Source organism: Streptomyces sp. NPDC091377, from assembly GCF_044757045.1.
Lineage (GTDB): Bacteria > Actinomycetota > Actinomycetes > Streptomycetales > Streptomycetaceae > Streptomyces.
In genome coordinates, this window is record NZ_JBIVUE010000011.1 from 95,173 (window position 1) to 113,440 (window position 18,268).

15 protein-coding genes are annotated in these 18,268 nt (G+C 72.0%); 12 read left to right on the top strand and 3 right to left on the bottom strand.

What is annotated here, in order from left to right:
* Nucleotides 1-200 precede the first annotated feature (200 nt).
* Nucleotides 201-1,790: a phosphoglycerate dehydrogenase gene (gene serA / locus ACIQNG_RS23735; RefSeq protein WP_401432309.1), complete on the top strand. Its 1,590-nt coding sequence runs from the start codon at nucleotides 201-203 to the stop codon at nucleotides 1,788-1,790.
* A gap of 148 nt (nucleotides 1,791-1,938) precedes the next feature.
* Here the strand turns inward: serA and ACIQNG_RS23740 are convergent, their stop codons facing one another.
* A complete protein-coding gene (locus ACIQNG_RS23740; protein WP_401432312.1) occupies nucleotides 1,939-3,474 on the bottom strand; it encodes an MFS transporter in 1,536 nt (511 codons plus the stop codon).
* A gap of 110 nt (nucleotides 3,475-3,584) precedes the next feature.
* Between ACIQNG_RS23740 and ACIQNG_RS23745 the strand changes: the two genes are divergently transcribed.
* Nucleotides 3,585-4,166 carry a TetR/AcrR family transcriptional regulator gene (locus ACIQNG_RS23745; protein ID WP_401432315.1) on the top strand — a complete coding sequence of 194 codons (582 nt, stop codon included), beginning with the start codon at nucleotides 3,585-3,587 and terminating at the stop codon, nucleotides 4,164-4,166.
* A gap of 62 nt (nucleotides 4,167-4,228) precedes the next feature.
* On the opposite strand, the gene ACIQNG_RS23750 is transcribed toward ACIQNG_RS23745, so the two are convergent.
* Entirely contained in the window at nucleotides 4,229-5,431 is a 1,203-nt protein-coding gene (locus tag ACIQNG_RS23750) for a PucR family transcriptional regulator (protein ID WP_401487599.1), read from the bottom strand.
* A 172-nt stretch (nucleotides 5,432-5,603) separates the two neighbouring features.
* Between ACIQNG_RS23750 and ACIQNG_RS23755 the strand changes: the two genes are divergently transcribed.
* The 5 genes from ACIQNG_RS23755 to ACIQNG_RS23775 all read left to right on the top strand — a co-directional run bounded on the left by ACIQNG_RS23755 (nucleotide 5,604) and on the right by ACIQNG_RS23775 (nucleotide 10,316).
* A complete protein-coding gene (locus ACIQNG_RS23755) occupies nucleotides 5,604-6,530 on the top strand; it encodes a proline dehydrogenase family protein (RefSeq protein WP_401487601.1) in 927 nt (308 codons plus the stop codon).
* Nucleotides 6,531-6,599: 69 nt separating this feature from the next.
* A complete protein-coding gene (gene pruA, locus ACIQNG_RS23760; protein WP_401432324.1) occupies nucleotides 6,600-8,231 on the top strand; it encodes an L-glutamate gamma-semialdehyde dehydrogenase in 1,632 nt (543 codons plus the stop codon).
* A 131-nt stretch (nucleotides 8,232-8,362) separates the two neighbouring features.
* Nucleotides 8,363-9,280 carry an alpha/beta fold hydrolase gene (locus tag ACIQNG_RS23765; RefSeq protein ID WP_401487604.1) on the top strand — a complete coding sequence of 306 codons (918 nt, stop codon included), beginning with the start codon at nucleotides 8,363-8,365 and terminating at the stop codon, nucleotides 9,278-9,280.
* Nucleotides 9,277-9,864, top strand: coding sequence for a GNAT family N-acetyltransferase (locus tag ACIQNG_RS23770; RefSeq protein ID WP_401487605.1), 588 nt, complete (start codon nucleotides 9,277-9,279; stop codon nucleotides 9,862-9,864). The genes ACIQNG_RS23765 and ACIQNG_RS23770 overlap by 4 nt, the downstream gene beginning before the upstream one ends.
* A gap of 323 nt (nucleotides 9,865-10,187) precedes the next feature.
* Nucleotides 10,188-10,316 carry a hypothetical protein gene (locus ACIQNG_RS23775; protein WP_401432331.1) on the top strand — a complete coding sequence of 43 codons (129 nt, stop codon included), beginning with the start codon at nucleotides 10,188-10,190 and terminating at the stop codon, nucleotides 10,314-10,316.
* A gap of 85 nt (nucleotides 10,317-10,401) precedes the next feature.
* Here ACIQNG_RS23775 and ACIQNG_RS23780 read toward each other — a convergent pair whose 3' ends face one another.
* A complete protein-coding gene (locus ACIQNG_RS23780; protein WP_401487607.1) occupies nucleotides 10,402-11,985 on the bottom strand; it encodes a purple acid phosphatase family protein in 1,584 nt (527 codons plus the stop codon).
* A 154-nt stretch (nucleotides 11,986-12,139) separates the two neighbouring features.
* On the opposite strand from ACIQNG_RS23780, the gene ACIQNG_RS23785 reads away from it, so the two are divergent.
* From ACIQNG_RS23785 to ACIQNG_RS23805, 5 genes are all read left to right on the top strand, one after another.
* On the top strand, nucleotides 12,140-13,183 hold the full coding sequence (locus ACIQNG_RS23785) for a 3-isopropylmalate dehydrogenase (RefSeq protein WP_401432340.1): 1,044 nt from the start codon (nucleotides 12,140-12,142) through the stop codon (nucleotides 13,181-13,183).
* Between the two features lie 278 nt (nucleotides 13,184-13,461).
* Nucleotides 13,462-14,550, top strand: a complete 1,089-nt coding sequence (locus ACIQNG_RS23790; RefSeq protein ID WP_401432343.1) for a branched-chain amino acid aminotransferase — start codon at nucleotides 13,462-13,464, stop codon at nucleotides 14,548-14,550.
* 180 nt (nucleotides 14,551-14,730) lie between these two features.
* Entirely contained in the window at nucleotides 14,731-15,414 is a 684-nt protein-coding gene (ureA, locus tag ACIQNG_RS23795) for an urease subunit gamma (protein ID WP_401487609.1), read from the top strand.
* Entirely contained in the window at nucleotides 15,411-17,081 is a 1,671-nt protein-coding gene (locus ACIQNG_RS23800; protein ID WP_401487611.1) for an urease subunit alpha, read from the top strand. The genes ureA and ACIQNG_RS23800 overlap by 4 nt, the downstream gene beginning before the upstream one ends.
* 136 nt (nucleotides 17,082-17,217) lie before the next feature.
* Nucleotides 17,218-18,258, top strand: coding sequence for an agmatine/peptidylarginine deiminase (locus ACIQNG_RS23805; protein ID WP_401487613.1), 1,041 nt, complete (start codon nucleotides 17,218-17,220; stop codon nucleotides 18,256-18,258).
* Nucleotides 18,259-18,268: the final 10 nt, after the last annotated feature.

The following is an 18,268-nucleotide window of genomic DNA, read 5'->3' on the forward strand; positions in this document are numbered from 1 at the left end:
GACACCCACCCGTACACGGTGGAGTCCACGTCCGGGTGATCCTTCCGCACAGGCGCAAGACGACCTGCGCCGCGCCACTACACTGCCGTACTACATACGCGTCAGGCCCACAGCGTCGTGCGTCTTCCACGCGGCCAAGCCCCCCTCCACCGCCTGCGGCCGTCGGGACGGCCGTCCGCATCGGACATGTGAGGACTCACGTGAGCTCGAACCCCGTCGTACTCATTGCCGAAGAGCTGTCGCCCGCCACCGTCGACGCGTTGGGCCCGGACTTCGAGATCCGCCACTGCAACGGAGCGGACCGCGCCGAACTGCTGCCGGCCATCGCCGACGTCGACGCGATCCTGGTCCGCTCCGCCACCAAGGTGGACGCCGAGGCGATCGCCGCCGCGAAGAAACTCAAGGTCGTCGCGCGCGCCGGTGTCGGACTGGACAACGTGGACGTCTCCGCCGCCACCAAGGCCGGCGTGATGGTCGTCAACGCCCCCACCTCCAACATCGTGACCGCCGCCGAACTGGCCTGCGGTCTGATCCTCGCCACCGCCCGCAACATTCCGCAGGCCAACGCCGCGCTGAAGCAGGGCGAGTGGAAGCGCAGCAAGTACACGGGGGTGGAGCTGGCCGAGAAGACCCTCGGGGTCGTCGGCCTGGGGCGGATCGGCGCGCTCGTCGCCCAGCGGATGTCCGCCTTCGGTATGAAGATCGTCGCCTACGACCCCTATGTGCAGCCCGCGCGGGCCGCGCAGATGGGGGTCAAGGTCCTCTCGCTCGATGAGCTGCTGGAGGTCTCCGACTTCATCACCGTTCACCTCCCGAAGACCCCGGAGACCCTCGGTCTGATCGGCGACGAGGCGCTGCGCAGGGTGAAGCCCAGCGTGCGTATCGTCAACGCCGCGCGCGGCGGCATCGTGGACGAGGAGGCGCTGTACTCCGCCCTCAAGGAGGGCCGGGTCGCGGGCGCCGGGCTCGATGTGTACGCGAAGGAGCCGTGCACCGACTCGCCGCTGTTCGAGTTCGACCAGGTCGTCTCCACCCCGCACCTCGGTGCCTCCACCGACGAGGCGCAGGAGAAGGCCGGTATCGCCGTCGCCCGCTCGGTGCGGCTGGCGCTCGCCGGTGAACTGGTCCCCGACGCGGTGAACGTGCAGGGCGGGGTCATCGCCGAGGACGTCAAGCCGGGGCTGCCGCTGGCCGAGCGGCTCGGCCGGATCTTCACCGCGCTCGCCGGTGAGGTCGCGGTCCGCCTCGACGTCGAGGTCTACGGCGAGATCACCCAGCACGATGTGAAGGTGCTCGAACTCTCCGCGCTCAAGGGGGTGTTCGAGGATGTGGTGGCCGAGACGGTGTCCTACGTCAACGCCCCCCTGTTCGCCCAGGAGCGCGGGGTCGAGGTCCGGCTGACCACCAGCTCGGAGTCCCCGGACCACCGCAATGTCGTGACCGTGCGCGGCACGCTCGGCAGCGGCGAGGAGGTGTCGGTGTCCGGCACGCTGGCCGGCCCGAAGCACCTCCAGAAGATCGTCGCGATCGGGGAGTACGACGTGGATCTCGCGCTCGCCGACCACATGGTGGTGCTGCGCTACGAAGACCGTCCCGGTGTGGTCGGCACGGTCGGCCGGATCCTCGGTGAGGCGGGCATCAACATCGGCGGGATGCAGGTCGCTCGCGCGGCGGTCGGGGGAGAGGCGCTGGCCGTGCTCACCGTCGACGACACGGTGGCCTCCGGGGTGCTGGGGGAGCTGGCTTCCGAGATCGGCGCGACGTCGGCCCGGTCGGTGAACCTGGCCTGAACCGGGGTTCGCCGCAGCGACCGCCCCGTGGTGAAGCGACCCGTGGTGAGCTGACCGGTGGTGAACGCCCCGTGGTGAAGCGACCCGTGGTGAGGTGACGCCGGGTGGGCCGGGACATCCCGGCCCACCCGGCGTCTTCGTGCCTCCGTCAGACCTCCGCCTTCTCCCGGTCCGTCACCTCCCGCAGGGGCACGCGGCGCAGGACGGTCAGGGCCAGGGCCGCGGCGGCGAGCAGGAGGAGGGTGGCCGCGAGGGCCGCTCCGCGCATGCCGTCGGTGAAGGCTTCGCGGGCCGCGGCGGTGAGAGCGTCGCCCGCCTCCTCGGGGAGGTGGGAGGCGACGGCCAGGGCGCCGCCCAGGGTCTCCTGGGCCTCGGGCGGGGCGGTGGCGGGCATCCGGTCGTGGTAGACGGCCATGCCGACGGAGCCGAGGACGGCCATGCCGAGGGCGCCGCCGAACTCCGCGGCGGTCTCCAGCAGGGAGGAGGCGGAGCCGGCCCGTTCCACCGGGACCGTGCCGAGGGCCAGGTCGACCATCTGGGAGATGGCGATGGTGATACCGGAGGCCAGGACACCGCAGGCGGCGAGCACCAGCCACAGGGAGTCGGTGCCGGCGAGGGTGAGCAGGGCGTAGCCGGTCGCGGCGAGGGTGAAGCCCGAGGTGACGACGGAGGCGCGGTTCACGCCGCGCTGCACCAGATGGCTGGCGGTCGGGGCCGCGACGGCGATCGGCAGTGAGGGGAGCAGGGCCCACAAGGCGGCTTCCAGGGCGCTCTTGTCGAGCACCGACTGGAGGTACTGCGTGGTGAAGTAGGCCGAGCCCATCATGCCGAAGATCGCGATCAGGTTGAGGGTGATCGCCGAGGTGAAGCCGCGGCCCTTGAAGAGGGCGGGGGAGATCATCGGGGACGCGCCGGTGCGCTGGCGCTGCACGAACAGGGCCGCGAAGAACAGGCCGACGGTGATCGACGTGACGTACCGGACGTTCCAGCCCTCCGCCGAGATCTCCTTGAGGCCGTAGATCACGGGCAGGACGGCGGCCATGGAGAGCGGGACGCTCAGCCAGTCGAAGCGGCCGGGGTCCGGGTCGCGGGCCTCGGGCAGCAGGATCGGGCCGAGGACCAGGAGCAGCGCCATGGCGGGCAGGTTGACCAGGAAGACCGAGCCCCACCAGAAGTACTCGATCAGGATGCCGCTCATCACCGAGCCCAGGGCCACGCCGCCCGTCATCACCGCGGACCAGAGCGCGATGGCCTTCGCCCGCTGGTCGGCGTGGACGAACATGGTGCGCAGCAGCGCCATGGTCGACGGCATCAGGGTCGCGCCGCCGATGCCGAGCAGCGCGCGGGCCGCGATCAGCATCTCGGCGCTGTCGGCGTAGGCCGCGGCGAGCGAGGCGGCGCCGAACGCGGTGGCGCCGATCAGCAGCAGTTTGCGGCGGCCGATGCGGTCGCCGAGCGAGCCCATCGTCATCAGCAGGCCGGCCACGGCGAAGGCGTAGATGTCGAAGATCCACAGCTGCTGGGTGCCGCTCGGTTCCAGATCGGCGCTGATCGCGGGGACCGCGAAGTACAGCACCGAGACATCCATCGAGACCAGCATCAGCGGCAGCATCAGCACGGCCAGCGCGGTCCATTCGCGGCGGCCCGCGCGGGGGGCCGACGGCTCCGGGAGGTTCGTCGTCATGGCGGTGACTGTACGGACGTCTTATACGAGTGTCTAGTACGGCTGTATAGGACAAACGTATGGGACGGTTGTTTAGGACGTCCGTATAGGGTGCGGGCTACGATGACCGCATGGGTCACCGTGAGGATCTGCTCGAAGGCGCCAAGCGCTGTCTGCTGGAGAAGGGCTTCGCGCGCACCACCGCGCGCGACATCGTCAAGGAGTCCGGGACCAACCTGGCCTCCATCGGCTACCACTACGGTTCGAAGGACGCCCTGATCGCCCAGGCGTATGTGGCGCTGGTGGAGCAGACCGGCGACGACTTCGAGCCCCCGGGCGGGGAGTACACCACCGCGCCGGGGTCGCTGGAACGGTTCGGCGAGGTGTGGACCAGCGTCATCGCCACCATGGGCCCCGGATCGGTGTGGCGGCTCAGCATGGAGATGCTGTCCATGGGCGACCGGATGCCCGAGGTCCGCGACCATCTCGTCCGCGCCCAGGGCCATGCCGGACGCGGGCTGATCGGCATGCTCATGGGCGGTGCCGAGGAGGACATCCCGGACGACGAGGTGGCCACCGTCGGGAAGTTCTACTCCACCTTGATGACCGGCGTCATCGCCCAGTGGGCCTTCGACCCGGGCACCGCGCCCACCGCGGACGAACTCTCCGAGGGGCTGCGCCGGGTGATCGCGGCGGCGGAGAAGGCACGGTGACCGCGGATCCCGTACCGGACCCGCCGGCCGGTGTCATCGGCGACCTCGCGGAGGGGTGACGCTCAGCCCAGCCGGCGCCCCTTCAGCGCCATGTGCAGGAGCAGGCGGTCCTCGCCCTCGTCCAGGTCCAGGCCCGTGAGCTGTTCGACCCGGGACAGCCGGTAGTACAGGGTCTGGCGGTGGATGCCCAGTTCGGCCGCGGTGCGGGCGGCCTGGCCCGCGCAGTCCAGATAGGTCTCGGCCGTGCGGGCGAGGTCGCGGTGGGCGGGGGAGAGCAGCGCGGTGACGGCGGGGTCGTGGGCCGCCTCCGGCGGCAGCCAGGTCAGCAGGCGGTACGGCCCGATCGACGCCCACTCGGCGACCGGGCCGAGCCGGGGCTCCGCCAGCGCCGCGTGCGCCGAGGCCGCGGCCTCGTGCCAGGCCGTGCCCAGGGCGGTGAGCCCGCTGCGGCCCGCGGCGATACCGGCGGCCGGTGCCGCGTCCCCCGCCCGCTCCAGCAGGCGGGCCGCCGCCGACGCCGCCGGAGCCAGGTTCTCGGTGCTACGCAGCCGGACCAGGACGGCGAGGGACTGGGCGGCCGTGCCCCACGGGACCGTGCAGCGGGCGGTGGCGCCGGGCAGAGTGCGCACGGACGGGGCGTCGTCGGGGTCGGCCGAGGGCCAGGGCGCGACACACACCACGGTGTGGGGGCCGTCGGCGCGGGCGCCGAGGGCGGTACGCAGTTCGGCCACCGCCATGTCGTGCTGCCAGTCCCGCTCGGCGGTCAGCACCGCCCGCAGCTCACGGGTGAGGTCGGCGCCGTGCTGGGCCTCGTCCGCGAGCAGCGCCCCGATCCGGCCCGCCACCTCCATCGCCGCCGTCAGCCGCGCCGGTGACGGGCCCGGGTCGGTGTCCAGCAGCCAGACGTAGCCGAGGACCACGCCCCGATGGCGTACCGGCAGACAGATCCGGCCCCGGTACACCCCGGCCTCGGGGGTGGGCGGGATCCGCACGGGTGCCGTCGCCCGGGTGATGCCGAAGCTCTCGAACCACGTCCGGACGGCGGCCGTGGAGCGCCGGGTCACGATGGAGCGGGTGCGCACCGGGTCCAGCGCGGACGAGTCGAGGTCGCCCTCACTGTCGTAGGCACCGAAGGCGATCAGCTCGAAGTCGCGGTTCTCCAGGGTCGCGGGGGCGCCCAGCAGCTCCGACAGCTCGTCCACCAGCTCCTGGTAGTCACCACGATGGTCCGCGTACTCCGATGTCACCCCGGTATTGTCCCGCATTTCCGAGCGCCCTTCATACATCTGTCTGAGATCCGCGGCACGGATGCGTGACAGCTGTCGATGGCCCAGGATCGGAGGAATCCTTAGGTTTCACGGTGGTTCTCCGTGCCGTACCCGGGTGCTCACCCCGGGGTCCCACGGCCGTCTGTCACCTGTGTTGTGGAGGTGCCCCGTGCTGGGTCCCGTGATTCTCGCCGCGTCGCGCAGCGACCGGATGCGACGCCTGATCTCGGCGGCCCCGGTCACCAAGCAGGTGGTGGACCGGTTCATCCCGGGCGAGACCGTGGACGACATCGTGCCGATCGTCGCCGAGCTGACCGGCCGGGGCCTGGAGCTGACGATGGACGTCGTCGGCGAGGACATCACCACCCCCGAGCAAGCCGCCGCCGCCCGGGACGCCTATCTGGAGCTGATCGACCGGCTCACCCCGCTGGGCCTGGGCGAGCGGGTCGAGATGTCCGTGAAGCTGTCCATGTTCGGGCAGGCGCTGCCGGGCGGGCACGACCTCGCCCTCGCCAACGTCCTGCCCGTGGTCGAGCGCGCCGCCGCCATCGGGACGACGGTCACCCTGGACGCCGAGGACCACACCACCCTCGACTCGATGTTCGCCATCCACGACGCCCTGCGGAAGGACTTCCCGCAGACCGGCTGTGTCATCCAGGCGTATCTCTTCCGCACCGAGGCCGACGCCCGCAGGCTCGCCGCGGACGGCAGCCGCGTCCGGCTGGTCAAGGGCGCCTACAAGGAGCCAGCCGAGGTCGCCTACCAGCAGAAGCACGAGATCGACAAGGCGTACGTACGGATCCTGCGGACTCTGATGGACGGCGAGGGGTACCCGATGATCGGGTCCCACGACCCGCGCCTGATCTCCATCACCCAGGAACTGGCCCGCGCGGCGGGACGCAAGCCGGACGAGTACGAGTTCCAGATGCTGTACGGCATCCGCGGCGAGGAGCACCTGCGGCTCGCCGCCGAGGGCCACCGCATGCGGGTCTACACGGCGTACGGCACCGACTGGTACGGCTATTTCATGCGGCGCCTCGCGGAGAAGCCGGCCAACCTGCGCTTCTTCGCCCGCAGCATGCTCACCAAGGGCTGACCCGCCCACCCCCGACACCCACGCAGGGCAGACCGCACACCCGCTCACGTACAAGGAGTTACGGATCCCATGGACGCTGTGACCCAGGTCCCCACCCCCGTCAACGAGCCGGTGCACGGCTATGCCCCCGGCTCCCCCGAGCGCGCCCGCCTGGAGGCCAAGCTCAAGGAACTGGCCGAGAACCCGGTCGACCTGCCGATGACCATCGGCGGCGAGCGGCGGATGGGCGGCGGCGACGCCTTCCAGGTCGTCCAGCCGCACGACCACAAGTCCGTCCTCGGCACCTACCGCAACGCCACCCAGCAGGACGCCCAGGACGCCATCGACGCGGCCCTCGCCGCCGCCCCGGCCTGGCGCGCGATGTCCTTCGACGACCGCGCCGCGATCATCCTGCGCGCCGCCGAACTGCTCGCCGGGCCGTGGCGCGAGACGCTGGCCGCCTCCACCATGCTCGGCCAGTCCAAGACCGCCCAGCAGGCCGAGATCGACACGCCCTGCGAGCTGATCGACTTCTGGCGGTTCAACGTCTCCTACGCCCGCCAGATCCTCGCCGAGCAGCCCCCGGCGAACTCCCCGGGCGTCTGGAACCGGCTGGACCACCGCCCGCTGGAGGGCTTCGTCTACGCGATCACGCCGTTCAACTTCACGGCCATCGCGGGCAACCTGCCCACCGCGCCCGCCCTCATGGGCAACGTCGTCGTCTGGAAGCCGTCCCCGACGCAGACCCACGCCGCCGTGCTGCTGATGCGCCTGCTGGAGGAGGCCGGGCTGCCCAAGGGCGTCATCAACCTCGTCACCGGCGACGGCATCGAGGTCTCCAAGGTCGCCCTGGAGCACCGCGACCTCGCCGGGATCCACTTCACCGGCTCGACCAAGACCTTCCAGTACCTGTGGAAGACGGTCGGCAACAACATCGAGAAGTACCGCTCCTACCCGCGGATCGTCGGCGAGACCGGCGGCAAGGACTTCGTGGTCGCCCACCCGAGCGCCGACCGCGCCGTGCTGAAGACCGCCCTGACCCGCGGCGCCTTCGAGTACCAGGGCCAGAAGTGCAGCGCCACCTCCCGCGCCTACATCCCGGCCTCCATCTGGAACTCCGGCTTCAAGGACGAGTTCGCCGCCGAGGTCGACTACCTCACCATGGGTGATGTCGCCGACCTGTCGAACTTCGTCGGCGCCGTGATCGACGAGCGGTCCTTCGCCAAGAACAAGGCCGCCATCGACCGCGCCAAGGCGGACCCGACCTGCACGATCGTCGCGGGCGGCTCCTACGACGACTCGGTGGGCTACTTCGTCCGGCCGACCGTCATCGAGTGCTCCGACCCGGAGAACGAGGTCTTCAGGACCGAGTACTTCGGCCCGATCCTCGCCGTGCACGTCTACGAGGACGACCGGTACGACGAGATGCTGACCCAGATGGAGTCGGTCTCCGACTACGCGCTGACCGGCTCGGTGATCTCCGCCGACCGCGCCGCCACCGCGTACACCATGGACAAGCTCCGCTACGCGGCCGGCAACTTCTACATCAACGACAAGTCCACCGGCGCCGTCGTCGGCCAGCAGCCCTTCGGCGGCGGCCGGGCCTCCGGCACCGACGACAAGGCCGGCGCCCCGCAGAACCTGATGCGCTGGACCCTGACCCGCGCCATCAAGGAGACGCTGGTCGCACCGACCGACTACACCTACCCGCACATGGGCTGACCGCCGCACCCCCCCCACGTGGGCTGACGCTTCGTCACGCCCGCCCTGCCGGGCCGCCGTTCACCCCCCCCTTAGGAACGGCGGCCCGGCTCCCTTCCCTCCCCCCTCGCCCCCTGCGGCACACTGGCCCCATGACCTCGACCGGGCGAGGAACCGCCGACGCCACGACCGTGCTCACCGACGACGGCGTACGCCTGTGGGCGGCCCGGTCGGGCCACGGCGACCAGCCCCTGGTGCTCTGCCACGGCGGCCCCGGCCTGTGGGACATGTTCGGCGGCCTCGCCGACTCCCTCGCCGACCTCGCCACCCTCATCCGCTGGGACCAGCGCGGCTGCGGGCGCTCCGAGCGGTGCGCCGGGCCGTGGACCACCGAGCGGTTCGTGGCCGACCTGGACGCCGTACGCCGCCACTTCGGCCTGGAGCGCACGGCCCTGCTCGGCCACTCCTGGGGCGCCCGGCTCGCCCTGAGCTACACCCTGGCCCACCCGGAGCGGGTGAGCGCGCTGGTGTACGTCGCCGGGACCGGGATCGGCCCGAACCGCGACTGGTGGCCCGGGTACCGGGCGAACCTCGCCGCCCGGCTCGCCGAGCACCCGGCCCGCGCCGCCCGCTTCGCGGAACTGGACGCGCGGGACGACCTCACCGACGAGGAACTGCGCGAGTCGGCCGCCCTCCAATGGTCCGCCGACTTCGCCGACCGGGACCGGGCCCTGGAGCACGCGCGGGCCCTGACCGACCCCTGGTTCGGGATCAACGGGGCGTGCAACCGCGCCCTGGGCGCCGAGACCGAGCGGCTCCGGGGCACCCCGCAGCTGCACGCCGCCTGCGCCGCGCTCGACGTGCCCGTGCTGATCGTGGACGGCGCCCGGGACATCCGCCCCCGTACGGCCGTCGACTCCCTGGAACGGGCGCTGCCGCGGGTGCGCCGGGTGACCTTCGAGGACGCCGGGCATCTGCCGTGGGTCGAGGAGCCCGAGGGGTTCCGGGCGGCCGTGGCGGGGCTGACCGGTGGAAACGGCGGGACCGGGGCGCCGATACTGGGCGCATGACTGTGCGCCTCGCCCACACCTGCGACCTCACCCCCGCCGAACTCGACGCCGTCCGCGCCCTGTTGATCGACGCCTTCGACGGCTCGTTCAGCGACGAGGACTGGGACCACACGGTGGGCGGCATGCACGCCCTCGTCCGCGACGAGCGGGGCCTGCCGATCGCCCACGGGTCGGTCGTGCAGCGCCGGGTGCTGTGCGGCGGACGCTGGCGGCGGGTCGGCTACGTCGAGGGGGTCGCCGTCCGGGCCGACGCACGCCGCCGGGGGCTCGGCGGGGAGGTCATGGCGGCCCTGGAGTCGGTGATCGCCCGGGCCTACGACTTCGGCGCGCTCTCCGCCAGCGACGAGGGCGCCCCGCTCTACTCCGGCCGGGGCTGGGAGGTCTGGGGCGGGCGGATCAGCGGGGCCGGTCCGCGGGGGGTCGTCCACCTGCCCGACGAGGAGGGCAGCACGTATGTGTGGGGGCTCGCCGAAGCGCTCTCCGAAGGCCGCTCCGAGGGGCTCGCCGATGCGCTCTCCGGGGCACTCGCCGGGGCGCTCGCCGAGGGGCTCGTCTTCGACTGGCGCGACGGGGACGTGTTGTAACCCTTTCGGCCGATGTGCTCTCCCTCACAGACGGTGAAACCGCAGGTCAGCGCCGGATGATCGATCAGACTGTCTCAGATAGTAGGAAGTCCGAGTAACTGTGGAGACAGAGCGGCCCGGCTCCCTTAGCTTTGTAAGAGCCGAACGATTCGCTCGATCCAGCGAAGGGCGGTTGTGAGCCGGGCCCCGAAGCAGGCAATCCCTGCGGCCCCCGCTCCCCGCCCCGCCCCGGCGTCTCACAGCGTTCCCCCCCCCACTGCTCGTTCCTCCCTGTCTGTTCTCCCCCCTCCGCACTCCGTGCTGTTCGAAGGAGTCGATCCGCCATGGCCGAGACGACCGTCCGCCGCGTCCGTCACCACTCCCGTACGACCGAGTCCGACCGCAAGAACGCCGCCGCCGCGCTCCAGCGCGCCCTCGACCGCCGGGACAACGGCGGCTCGACCGGACACTGATCCGCGGCGCAGACAGCCCGAGGCGCAGACAGCCCGCGGCACTGAGCCGGAGGCCGCAGAGCCCGCCGTGCGGTGGGAGCGGCGCTCAGGCGCCCCGCCGTACCTCGAAGGCGTCGACGCGCTCACCGTCCTGACCGAGCGCCGTCACCTCCAGCCGGGGCGAGGCGCCCGCGTGCGCCGTCACCGCGAGCACCGAGAAGCCCCGGTAGCGCATCCGTGACCACTCCACCCGCTCCTGACGGGCCCGGCGTGAGCGGGTCCAGGTGAAGGTGGGCACCGACTCGTGATCGGCCGGCTTCCCCTCGTAGCTCTCCGGCACCCCGGCGGGGAAGCGGTACAGGTCCCTGCCGCCGCCGCCCGCCGTGACGTACACGATGCCGTCCCGCGTCGGGTCCGTCCGCCCGCCGATCGGCACCGCCCGGCCCACCGCACCGTCCTTGACGGCGTCCGTGCGCTCGTACACATGGTTGTGGCCGTTGATCACCAGATCCACCTGATGCCGGGCGAACAGCGGCAGCCACGCGACACGCACCCCGCCGTCGGAGCCGTGCGAGGAGGTGGAGTAGGCGCAGTGGTGGAAGTAGACCACCACGAACTCCACCGCCTCCGTCGCCCGCAACTCCCGCAGCCGCCGGTCCAGCCATGCCGTCTGCCGGCCCTCCGTGTACCCGAGGTTGGCGGGGATCTCGTACGACACGTCGTTCGCGTCCAGCGCCACGAAGGCGGTGTTGCCGTGGACGAAGGAGTACACGCCCGGCGCCGGGCGCGGATCGGCCCCGTGGCCCGGGCCGTTGTCCGGGAGGGAGAAGCGGGCGGCCTGACCGCCGTAGCCGTCGGGGGAGTACCACGCCTCCATGTCGTGGTTGCCGGTCGTCACCATCCACGGCACCGACCGGGCCACCGGTTCGTTCTGCTTCAAGAACGCGTCCCACAAGGTGGCGTCGTACGCGTCCCGCTCGGATCCGCGTCCGGTCGGGTCGGCGTAGCAGAGGTCCCCGGCGTGCAGATGGAACGCGGGGGCGAGGTTCCGCAGCAGTGTGCCGGTGGCCCGCGCCGCCTCGCCCACGCCCTGATCGCCGAACGCGGTGAAGGTGAAGGTCTCCGGGGTCGCCGGCGCCGTACGGAACGCGCTGATGGCGGCGCGGTGTGCGCGGGCGGCCGGGTCGAAGCCGTCATGGCCGACGCCGTAGAAGTAGGTGGTGCCGGGCAGCAGATCGTCCAGCGCCGCGTGCAGGTAGTACTGCTCCACGGCGGGGCGTACGCCCTTCAGCTCCGGGGTGCGCAGGGCGCGGACCTCGGCGGCCACGCGCGGGCCCAGGTCGTCGGGGCGGGCGCCGACGCGGACGTACGGCCCGCTCACCGCCGCCGGGACCTGCCAGGAGATCCGCATCCGGGTGCGCGGGTCGGCGCCGAAGGCCAGATGGCGGCCGAAGGGAGCGAGCGCGGCCCCGGGAGCCCGGGGCGACGGACGGGGCGAGGTCCGCGGCGCGGGCGGCGAGGCCGCGCAGCCCGTGAGCGCACCACCAGCCGGCAGACCGCCCGTCGCGAACGCGCCCGCGGTCATCAGGGTGCGGCGGCGGGTCAGCCGGGCGCGCAGGTACGCGTGCTGCTCGGCCATGCTCATCCGGGCGGCGAGCCGGGGCGGGACACCGAAGTCGGGGGTCTCCATGACGGTGAAGTTCCCAGCGTCCCCCGACCCGCGCCATACCCGCGGGTGAACGGGGGGCGACGGGTTGCCGCCGGACGGGAACGCGCATTCTCCCCGATGTCCGTATCGCGGACAGGTCGTGTCATCCCATGGGACGAGGAGTAGGGTGCCCCGCATGTCTCGCAGCATCGATCTCGCAGTGATCCCCGGTGACGGCATCGGCCAGGAGGTCGTGGCCGAAGGGCTGAAGATCCTCTCCGCCGTCCTTCCGCAGGATGTGAAGCTGGAGACCAAGGAATACGACTTCGGCGCCCGGCGCTACCACGCCACCGGTGAGACCCTCACCGACGACGACCTCGACGCCCTCAAGCGGCACGACGCCATCCTGCTCGGCGCGATCGGCGACCCGTCCGTGCCGTCCGGCGTCCTGGAGCGGGGCTTCCTGCTCAAGCTCCGCTTCGCCTTCGACCACCATGTCAACCTGCGGCCGAGCAAGCTGCTCCCCGGGGTGGCCACCCCGCTGGCCGGTGAGCCGAGCATCGACTTCGTCGTCGTCCGCGAGGGCACCGAGGGCCCGTACACCGGCAACGGCGGCACCATCCGCAAGGGCACCGAGCACGAGGTCGCGACCGAGGTCTCCGTGAACACGGCCTTCGGTGTCGAGCGCGTCGTGCGGGACGCCTTCGCCCGTGCGCAGGCCCGCCCCCGCAAGAAGCTCGCGCTGATCCACAAGAACAACGTGCTGACCTTCGCCGGTCATCTGTGGACGAACGTCTTCAACAAGGTGGCCGCCGAACACCCCGAGGTCACCACCGAGTACATGCATGTCGACGCGGCCACGATCTACCTGGTCACCCAGCCCGAGCGCTTCGACGTGATCGTCACCGACAACCTCTTCGGCGACATCATCACCGACCTCGCCGCGGCCGTCTCCGGCGGTATCGGCGTCGCCGCCAGCGGGAACATCAACCCGTCCGGCGCGTTCCCCTCCATGTTCGAGCCCGTCCACGGCTCCGCCCCCGACATCGCGGGCCAGGGCAAGGCCGACCCGACCGCCACCGTGCTGTCCGTCGCCCTGCTCCTGCGCCACCTCGGCCGCGAGACCGAGGCCGCCCGGATCGAGGACGCGGTCGCCGCCGACCTCGCCGACCGGGTCGGCAAGCCCGCCCGCACCACCTCCGAGATCGGCGACGCCCTCGCCGTACGCGTAGCCGGCTGACCCGTCGGTTCGCGCACTCTACGCCAAGCCGCCGGGCCGTACAGCGCCCGGCGGCTTTCGTGTGCCCCGCCGGGCCCCGCCGCGCCCCGCCGGGTGCCATCATCGCCACCGGGCAGCTTCACCCCCGTTTCACCCGCCCCCTCCACCGGGCGATAATCGGACAAGCGACTGCGCCACGCGGTGATGTTCGGACGTCCTACTATCGACCGACCGGGCACCCCGAACCTCGGCCGACCGGAGCTGCCCCGCCCCCTGTCAGGAAGCAAAGGACCCGACTCATGACGACGCCCACGATCGAGCTCAAGCCCTCCGCCGGTCCGCTCTCCGCAGCGGAGCGCGACGCGATCCTGGCCGCCCCCGGCTTCGGCCGCCACTTCACCGACCACATGGTCACGGTCAAGTGGAGCGCGGGCCGCGGCTGGCACGACGGACAGCTCGTTCCCTACGCGCCGATCCCGCTCGATCCGGCCACCGCGGTGCTGCACTACGCCCAGGAGATCTTCGAGGGGCTGAAGGCGTACCGCCGCCCCGACGGCTCCGTCGCCACCTTCCGCCCCGACCAGAACGCCCTGCGCTTCCAGCGCTCCGCCCGCCGCCTCGCGATGCCCGAACTGCCGGTCGAGACCTTCATCGAGGCGTGCGACGCCCTGGTCACCCAGGACAAGGACTGGGTGCCCGCGCACGGCGGCGAGGAGTCCCTGTATCTGCGCCCGTTCATGATCGCCACGGAGGTCGGGCTCGGGGTGCGCCCGGCGAGCGAGTACCTGTTCGTCGTCATCGCCTCCCCGGCCGGCGCGTACTTCCCCGGCGGGGTCAAGCCGGTCTCCATCTGGGTCTCCGAGGACCGGGTCCGCGCGGTCCCCGGCGGCATGGGCGACGCCAAGACCGGCGGCAACTACGCCGCGTCCCTGCTCGCGCAGGCGGAGGCGGCGGCCAAGGGCTGCGACCAGGTCTGCTATCTCGACGCGGTCGAGCACACCTGGGTCGAGGAACTGGGCGGGATGAACCTGTACTTCGTCTACGGCGACCGGATCGTCACCCCCACCCTCACCGGGTCCATCCTGGAGGGCGTCACCCGTGACTCCCTGCTCACCGTCGCCCGTGACCTCGGCTACACCGCCGAGGAGGGCCGGGTCTCGGTCGAGCAGTGGCGGCGCGACTCCGAGAACGGCAGCCTGACCGAGGTCTTCGCCTGCGGCACGGCGGCGGTCATCACACCGGTCGGCACGGTCAAGCGGGCGAGCGGGGAGTGGCGGCAGAGCGGTGGGGAGCCGGGCGAGGTGACCCTGCGGCTGCGGGGGGCGTTGCTGGACATCCAGCGCGGGGTGCGGGAGGACGCTCACGGGTGGATGCATCCGCTGGGCTGAGGTGACCTCCTGCCGGGGGCCTGGATCCGTGGCCTGGATCCGTGGCCTGGATCCGTGGCCTGGACCCGTGGCCTGGACCCCTCTTTGAGTGGTGCTCAAACTAAATATCAAGGCACTTCCTTTCATCCTGCCCGGGGTTTAGAGTGATGCTCTAACTTGGGATGCGGGAGGTGGTTCGGTGTGCGGTTGACGCCTACCGAGCGGGATCGGCTGCTGCTGTTCGGGGCCGCTGAGCTGGCGCGTGCCCGGCGGGCCCGGGGGCTGCGGCTGAATGTGCCGGAGGCCACCGCGCTCATCGCCGACACCGTGTGCGAGGCCGCCCGGGACGGGGCACGGCTCGCCGAGGCCATCGAACGGGCGCGGAGCGTGCTCGGGGCGGACGATGTGCTGCCGGGGGTCGCCGACATCGTCACCGAGGTCCATGTGGAGGCCGTCTTCGACGACGGGTCCCGGCTCGCCGTCGTCTCCGACCCCCTCGGCGGCGGACTCGGCGAGCAGGCTCCCGGGGCGCTGCTGCCGGGCCCCGAGCACCGGGAGCCCGCGGCCGAGGTGCGGATCGCCGTCACCAACACCGCGACCGTGCCCGTCTCCGTCACCTCCCACTTCCACTTCTTCGAGGCCAACCCGCGGCTCGACTTCGACCGGGAGCGGGCCTACGGGACCCGGCTCGCGGTGCCCGCCGGATCGTCGGTGCGATTCGGTCCCGGTGAGCGGCGTGAGGTCGGGCTCGTCCCCCTCGGCGGCGACCGGATAGCCATCGGGTTCGCGGGCCTGGTCGACGGGCCGCTCGACGCGCCGGGCATGAAGGCGGAGGCGCTGCGGCGGGCCGCCGCGTGCGGATACCTGGGGGTCGAGGGCCGATGAATCCGTACGAGTACGCCGCCACCCACGGGCCCCGCGCCGGGGACCGGGTACGCCTCGGTGACTCCGGGCTCGTCGTGCGCGTCGAGTCCGACAGCCAGCAGCCCGGCGACGAGTTCCTCGCCGGGTTCGGGAAGACCGCGCGCGACGGGCTGCACCTCAAGGCCGCCGCCGTACGGGACACCTGCGACGTCGTCGTCAGCAACGTCCTGGTCATCGACGCCGTCCTCGGTATCCGCAAGGTCTCCATCGGCATCCGGGAAGGCCGGATCTCCGCCATCGGACGGGCCGGGAACCCCGACACCCTCGACGGGGTCGACGTCGTCGTCGGGACCGGCACGTCCATCGTGTCCGGCGAGGGACTGATCGCCACCGCCGGGGCCGTGGACCCCCATGTCCATCTGCTCTCCCCGCGGATCATGGAGGCGTCGCTGGCCTCCGGCGTGACCACGGTCATCGGGCAGGAGTTCGGCCCGGTGTGGGGCGTCGGGGTCAACTCGCCCTGGGCGCTGCGGCACGCCTTCAGCGCCTTTGACGCCTGGCCCGTCAACATCGGCTTCCTGGGCCGGGGCTCGTCCTCCGACCCCGCCCCGCTGGTCGAGGCCCTCGCGGAGGGCGGCGCCTGCGGCTTCAAGGTCCACGAGGACATGGGGGCGCACACCCGGGCGCTCGACACCGCCCTGCGGGTCGCCGAGGACCATGACGTCCAGGTCGCCCTGCACAGCGACGGACTGAACGAGTGCCTGTCCGTCGAGGACACCCTCAGGGTGCTCGACGGGCGGACCATCCACGCCTTCCACATCGAGGGCTGCGGCGGGGGACACGTCCCCAATGTGCTCAAGATGGCCGGTGTGCCGAACGTGATCGGCTCCTCCACCAACCCCACCCTGCCCTTCGGCCGGGACGCGGTCGCCGAGCACTACGGCATGATCGTCTCCGTCCACGACCTGAAGACCGACCTGCCCGGCGACGCCGCCATGGCCCGGGACCGGATCCGCGCCGGGACCATGGGCGCCGAGGACGTGCTGCACGACCTGGGCGCGATCGGCATCACCTCCTCCGACGCCCAGGGCATGGGCCGCGCGGGCGAGACCGTCCGCCGTACGTTCGCCATGGCCGGGAAGATGAAGGCCGAGTTCGGCGCCCCCGACGAGCACGACAACGAGCGGGTGCTCCGGTACATGGCCAAGCTGACCATCAACCCCGCCCTCGCCCACGGGCTCGCCCACGAGGTGGGCTCGATCGAGGTCGGCAAGCTCGCCGACCTGGTGCTGTGGCGGCCCGAGTACTTCGGTGCCAAACCGCAACTCGTCCTCAAGGCCGGCTTCCCGGCCTACGGCGTGGTCGGCGACCCCAACGCGGCCACCGACACCTGCGAACCCCTCGTCCTCGGACCGCAGTTCGGCGCCCACGGAGCCGCCCCGGCCGAGCTGTCCGTGGCGTTCGTCGCACAGGCCGCGCTCGATCAGGGCGGCGACACGATGCCGACCCGCCGCCGCCGGGTCGCGGTGCGCGGCACCCGCGGCATAGGCCCGGCCGACCTGCGCCGCAACTCCCGTACCGGAGCCGTCGACGTCGACCAGCGCACCGGGCTCGTCACCCTCGACGGGGAACCACTGCGCTCGGCGCCCGCCGACTCGGTCTCCCTGAACCGGCTCTACTTCCTCTGATCCTCTGCTTCCTCTGATCCTCTGCTTCCTCTGATTCTCTGCTTCCGCTGAGCGCGCGGCCACCTCCGCTCCCGCCGAACCACCCTCGCTCCCGCCGGACTTCCTCCGCCCCGCTGCCCCTCCAAGGAACCGCCCCATGAACACCCCCGCCGCCGACGGCTTCCGGATGCCCGCCGAGTGGGCCCCGCACGAGCGCACCTGGATGGCCTGGCCCGGCCCCAACCCCACCTTCGACGACCCCGAGGGCCTGGCCGCCTCCCGGATCGCATGGGCCGCGGTCGCCCGTGCCGTACGCCGCTTCGAACCGGTGACCGTGGTGTGCGGGCCGGGACAGTCGGCGCAGGCGCGGGCCCTGCTCGGCGAGGGCGTCGAGACCGTGGAACGGGACCTGGACGACGCCTGGATGCGGGACATCGGCCCCACCTTCCTCACCGACGGGCGCGGCGGGCTCGCCGCCGTCGACTGGACCTTCAACGGCTGGGGCGCCCAGGAGTGGGCCCGCTGGGAGCACGACGCGAAGATCGCCGCCCGGGTCGCGGACCTCGCGGGCGCCACGACGTACCGCTCACCGCTGGTCAACGAGGGCGGCGCGATCCATGTCGACGGCGAGGGGACCGTCCTGCTCACCGAGACCGTCCAGCTCGGCGCCGAGCGCAACCCCGGCTGGCCGCGTGCGCGAGTCGAGGCCGAGATCCACGCCCACCTCGGCACCCGCAAGGCCATCTGGCTGCCGCGCGGCCTCACCTCCGACTATCCCCCCTACGGCTACGGCACCCTCGGCCATGTCGACATCGTCGCCGCCTTCGCCCGCCCCGGCGTCGTCGTCGCCCACCACCAGCCCGACCCGGCCCACCCCGACCACGAGATCACCCGGGAGGCCATCGGCATCCTGCGCGCCGCCACCGACGCGCACGGACGGTCCCTGGAGGTCGTGGAGGTACCCGCGCCCACCGTCCTGGAGGCCGACGGCCACTGGGCCGACTACTCGTACATCAACCACTACCTCTGCAACGGCGGAGTCGTCCTGTGCGGCTTCGACGACCCGCGCGACGAGACCGCGGCCGGGATCTTCCGCCGGCTCTTCCCGCGACGGACGGTGAGCCTGGTCGACGCCCGTACGATCTTCGCGGGCGGCGGCGGCATCCACTGCACGACCCAGCAGCAGCCCAAGGTGTGACGACCCCGGA

What these genes read in the sequence shown, in the direction of transcription:
- ACIQNG_RS23740 (WP_401432312.1), bottom strand. Translation starts at nt 3,474, where the DNA reads ATGACGACGAACCTCCCGGAGCCGTCGGCCCCCCGCGCGGGCCGCCGC.
- ACIQNG_RS23745 (WP_401432315.1), top strand. Translation starts at nt 3,585, where the DNA reads ATGGGTCACCGTGAGGATCTGCTCGAAGGCGCCAAGCGCTGTCTGCTG.
- ACIQNG_RS23750 (WP_401487599.1), bottom strand. Translation starts at nt 5,431, where the DNA reads ATGCGGGACAATACCGGGGTGACATCGGAGTACGCGGACCATCGTGGT.
- pruA (WP_401432324.1), top strand. Translation starts at nt 6,600, where the DNA reads ATGGACGCTGTGACCCAGGTCCCCACCCCCGTCAACGAGCCGGTGCAC.
- ACIQNG_RS23765 (WP_401487604.1), top strand. Translation starts at nt 8,363, where the DNA reads ATGACCTCGACCGGGCGAGGAACCGCCGACGCCACGACCGTGCTCACC.
- ACIQNG_RS23770 (WP_401487605.1), top strand. Translation starts at nt 9,277, where the DNA reads ATGACTGTGCGCCTCGCCCACACCTGCGACCTCACCCCCGCCGAACTC.
- ACIQNG_RS23775 (WP_401432331.1), top strand. Translation starts at nt 10,188, where the DNA reads ATGGCCGAGACGACCGTCCGCCGCGTCCGTCACCACTCCCGTACGACC.
- ACIQNG_RS23780 (WP_401487607.1), bottom strand. Translation starts at nt 11,985, where the DNA reads ATGGAGACCCCCGACTTCGGTGTCCCGCCCCGGCTCGCCGCCCGGATG.
- ACIQNG_RS23785 (WP_401432340.1), top strand. Translation starts at nt 12,140, where the DNA reads ATGTCTCGCAGCATCGATCTCGCAGTGATCCCCGGTGACGGCATCGGC.
- ACIQNG_RS23790 (WP_401432343.1), top strand. Translation starts at nt 13,462, where the DNA reads ATGACGACGCCCACGATCGAGCTCAAGCCCTCCGCCGGTCCGCTCTCC.
- ACIQNG_RS23800 (WP_401487611.1), top strand. Translation starts at nt 15,411, where the DNA reads ATGAATCCGTACGAGTACGCCGCCACCCACGGGCCCCGCGCCGGGGAC.
- ACIQNG_RS23805 (WP_401487613.1), top strand. Translation starts at nt 17,218, where the DNA reads ATGAACACCCCCGCCGCCGACGGCTTCCGGATGCCCGCCGAGTGGGCC.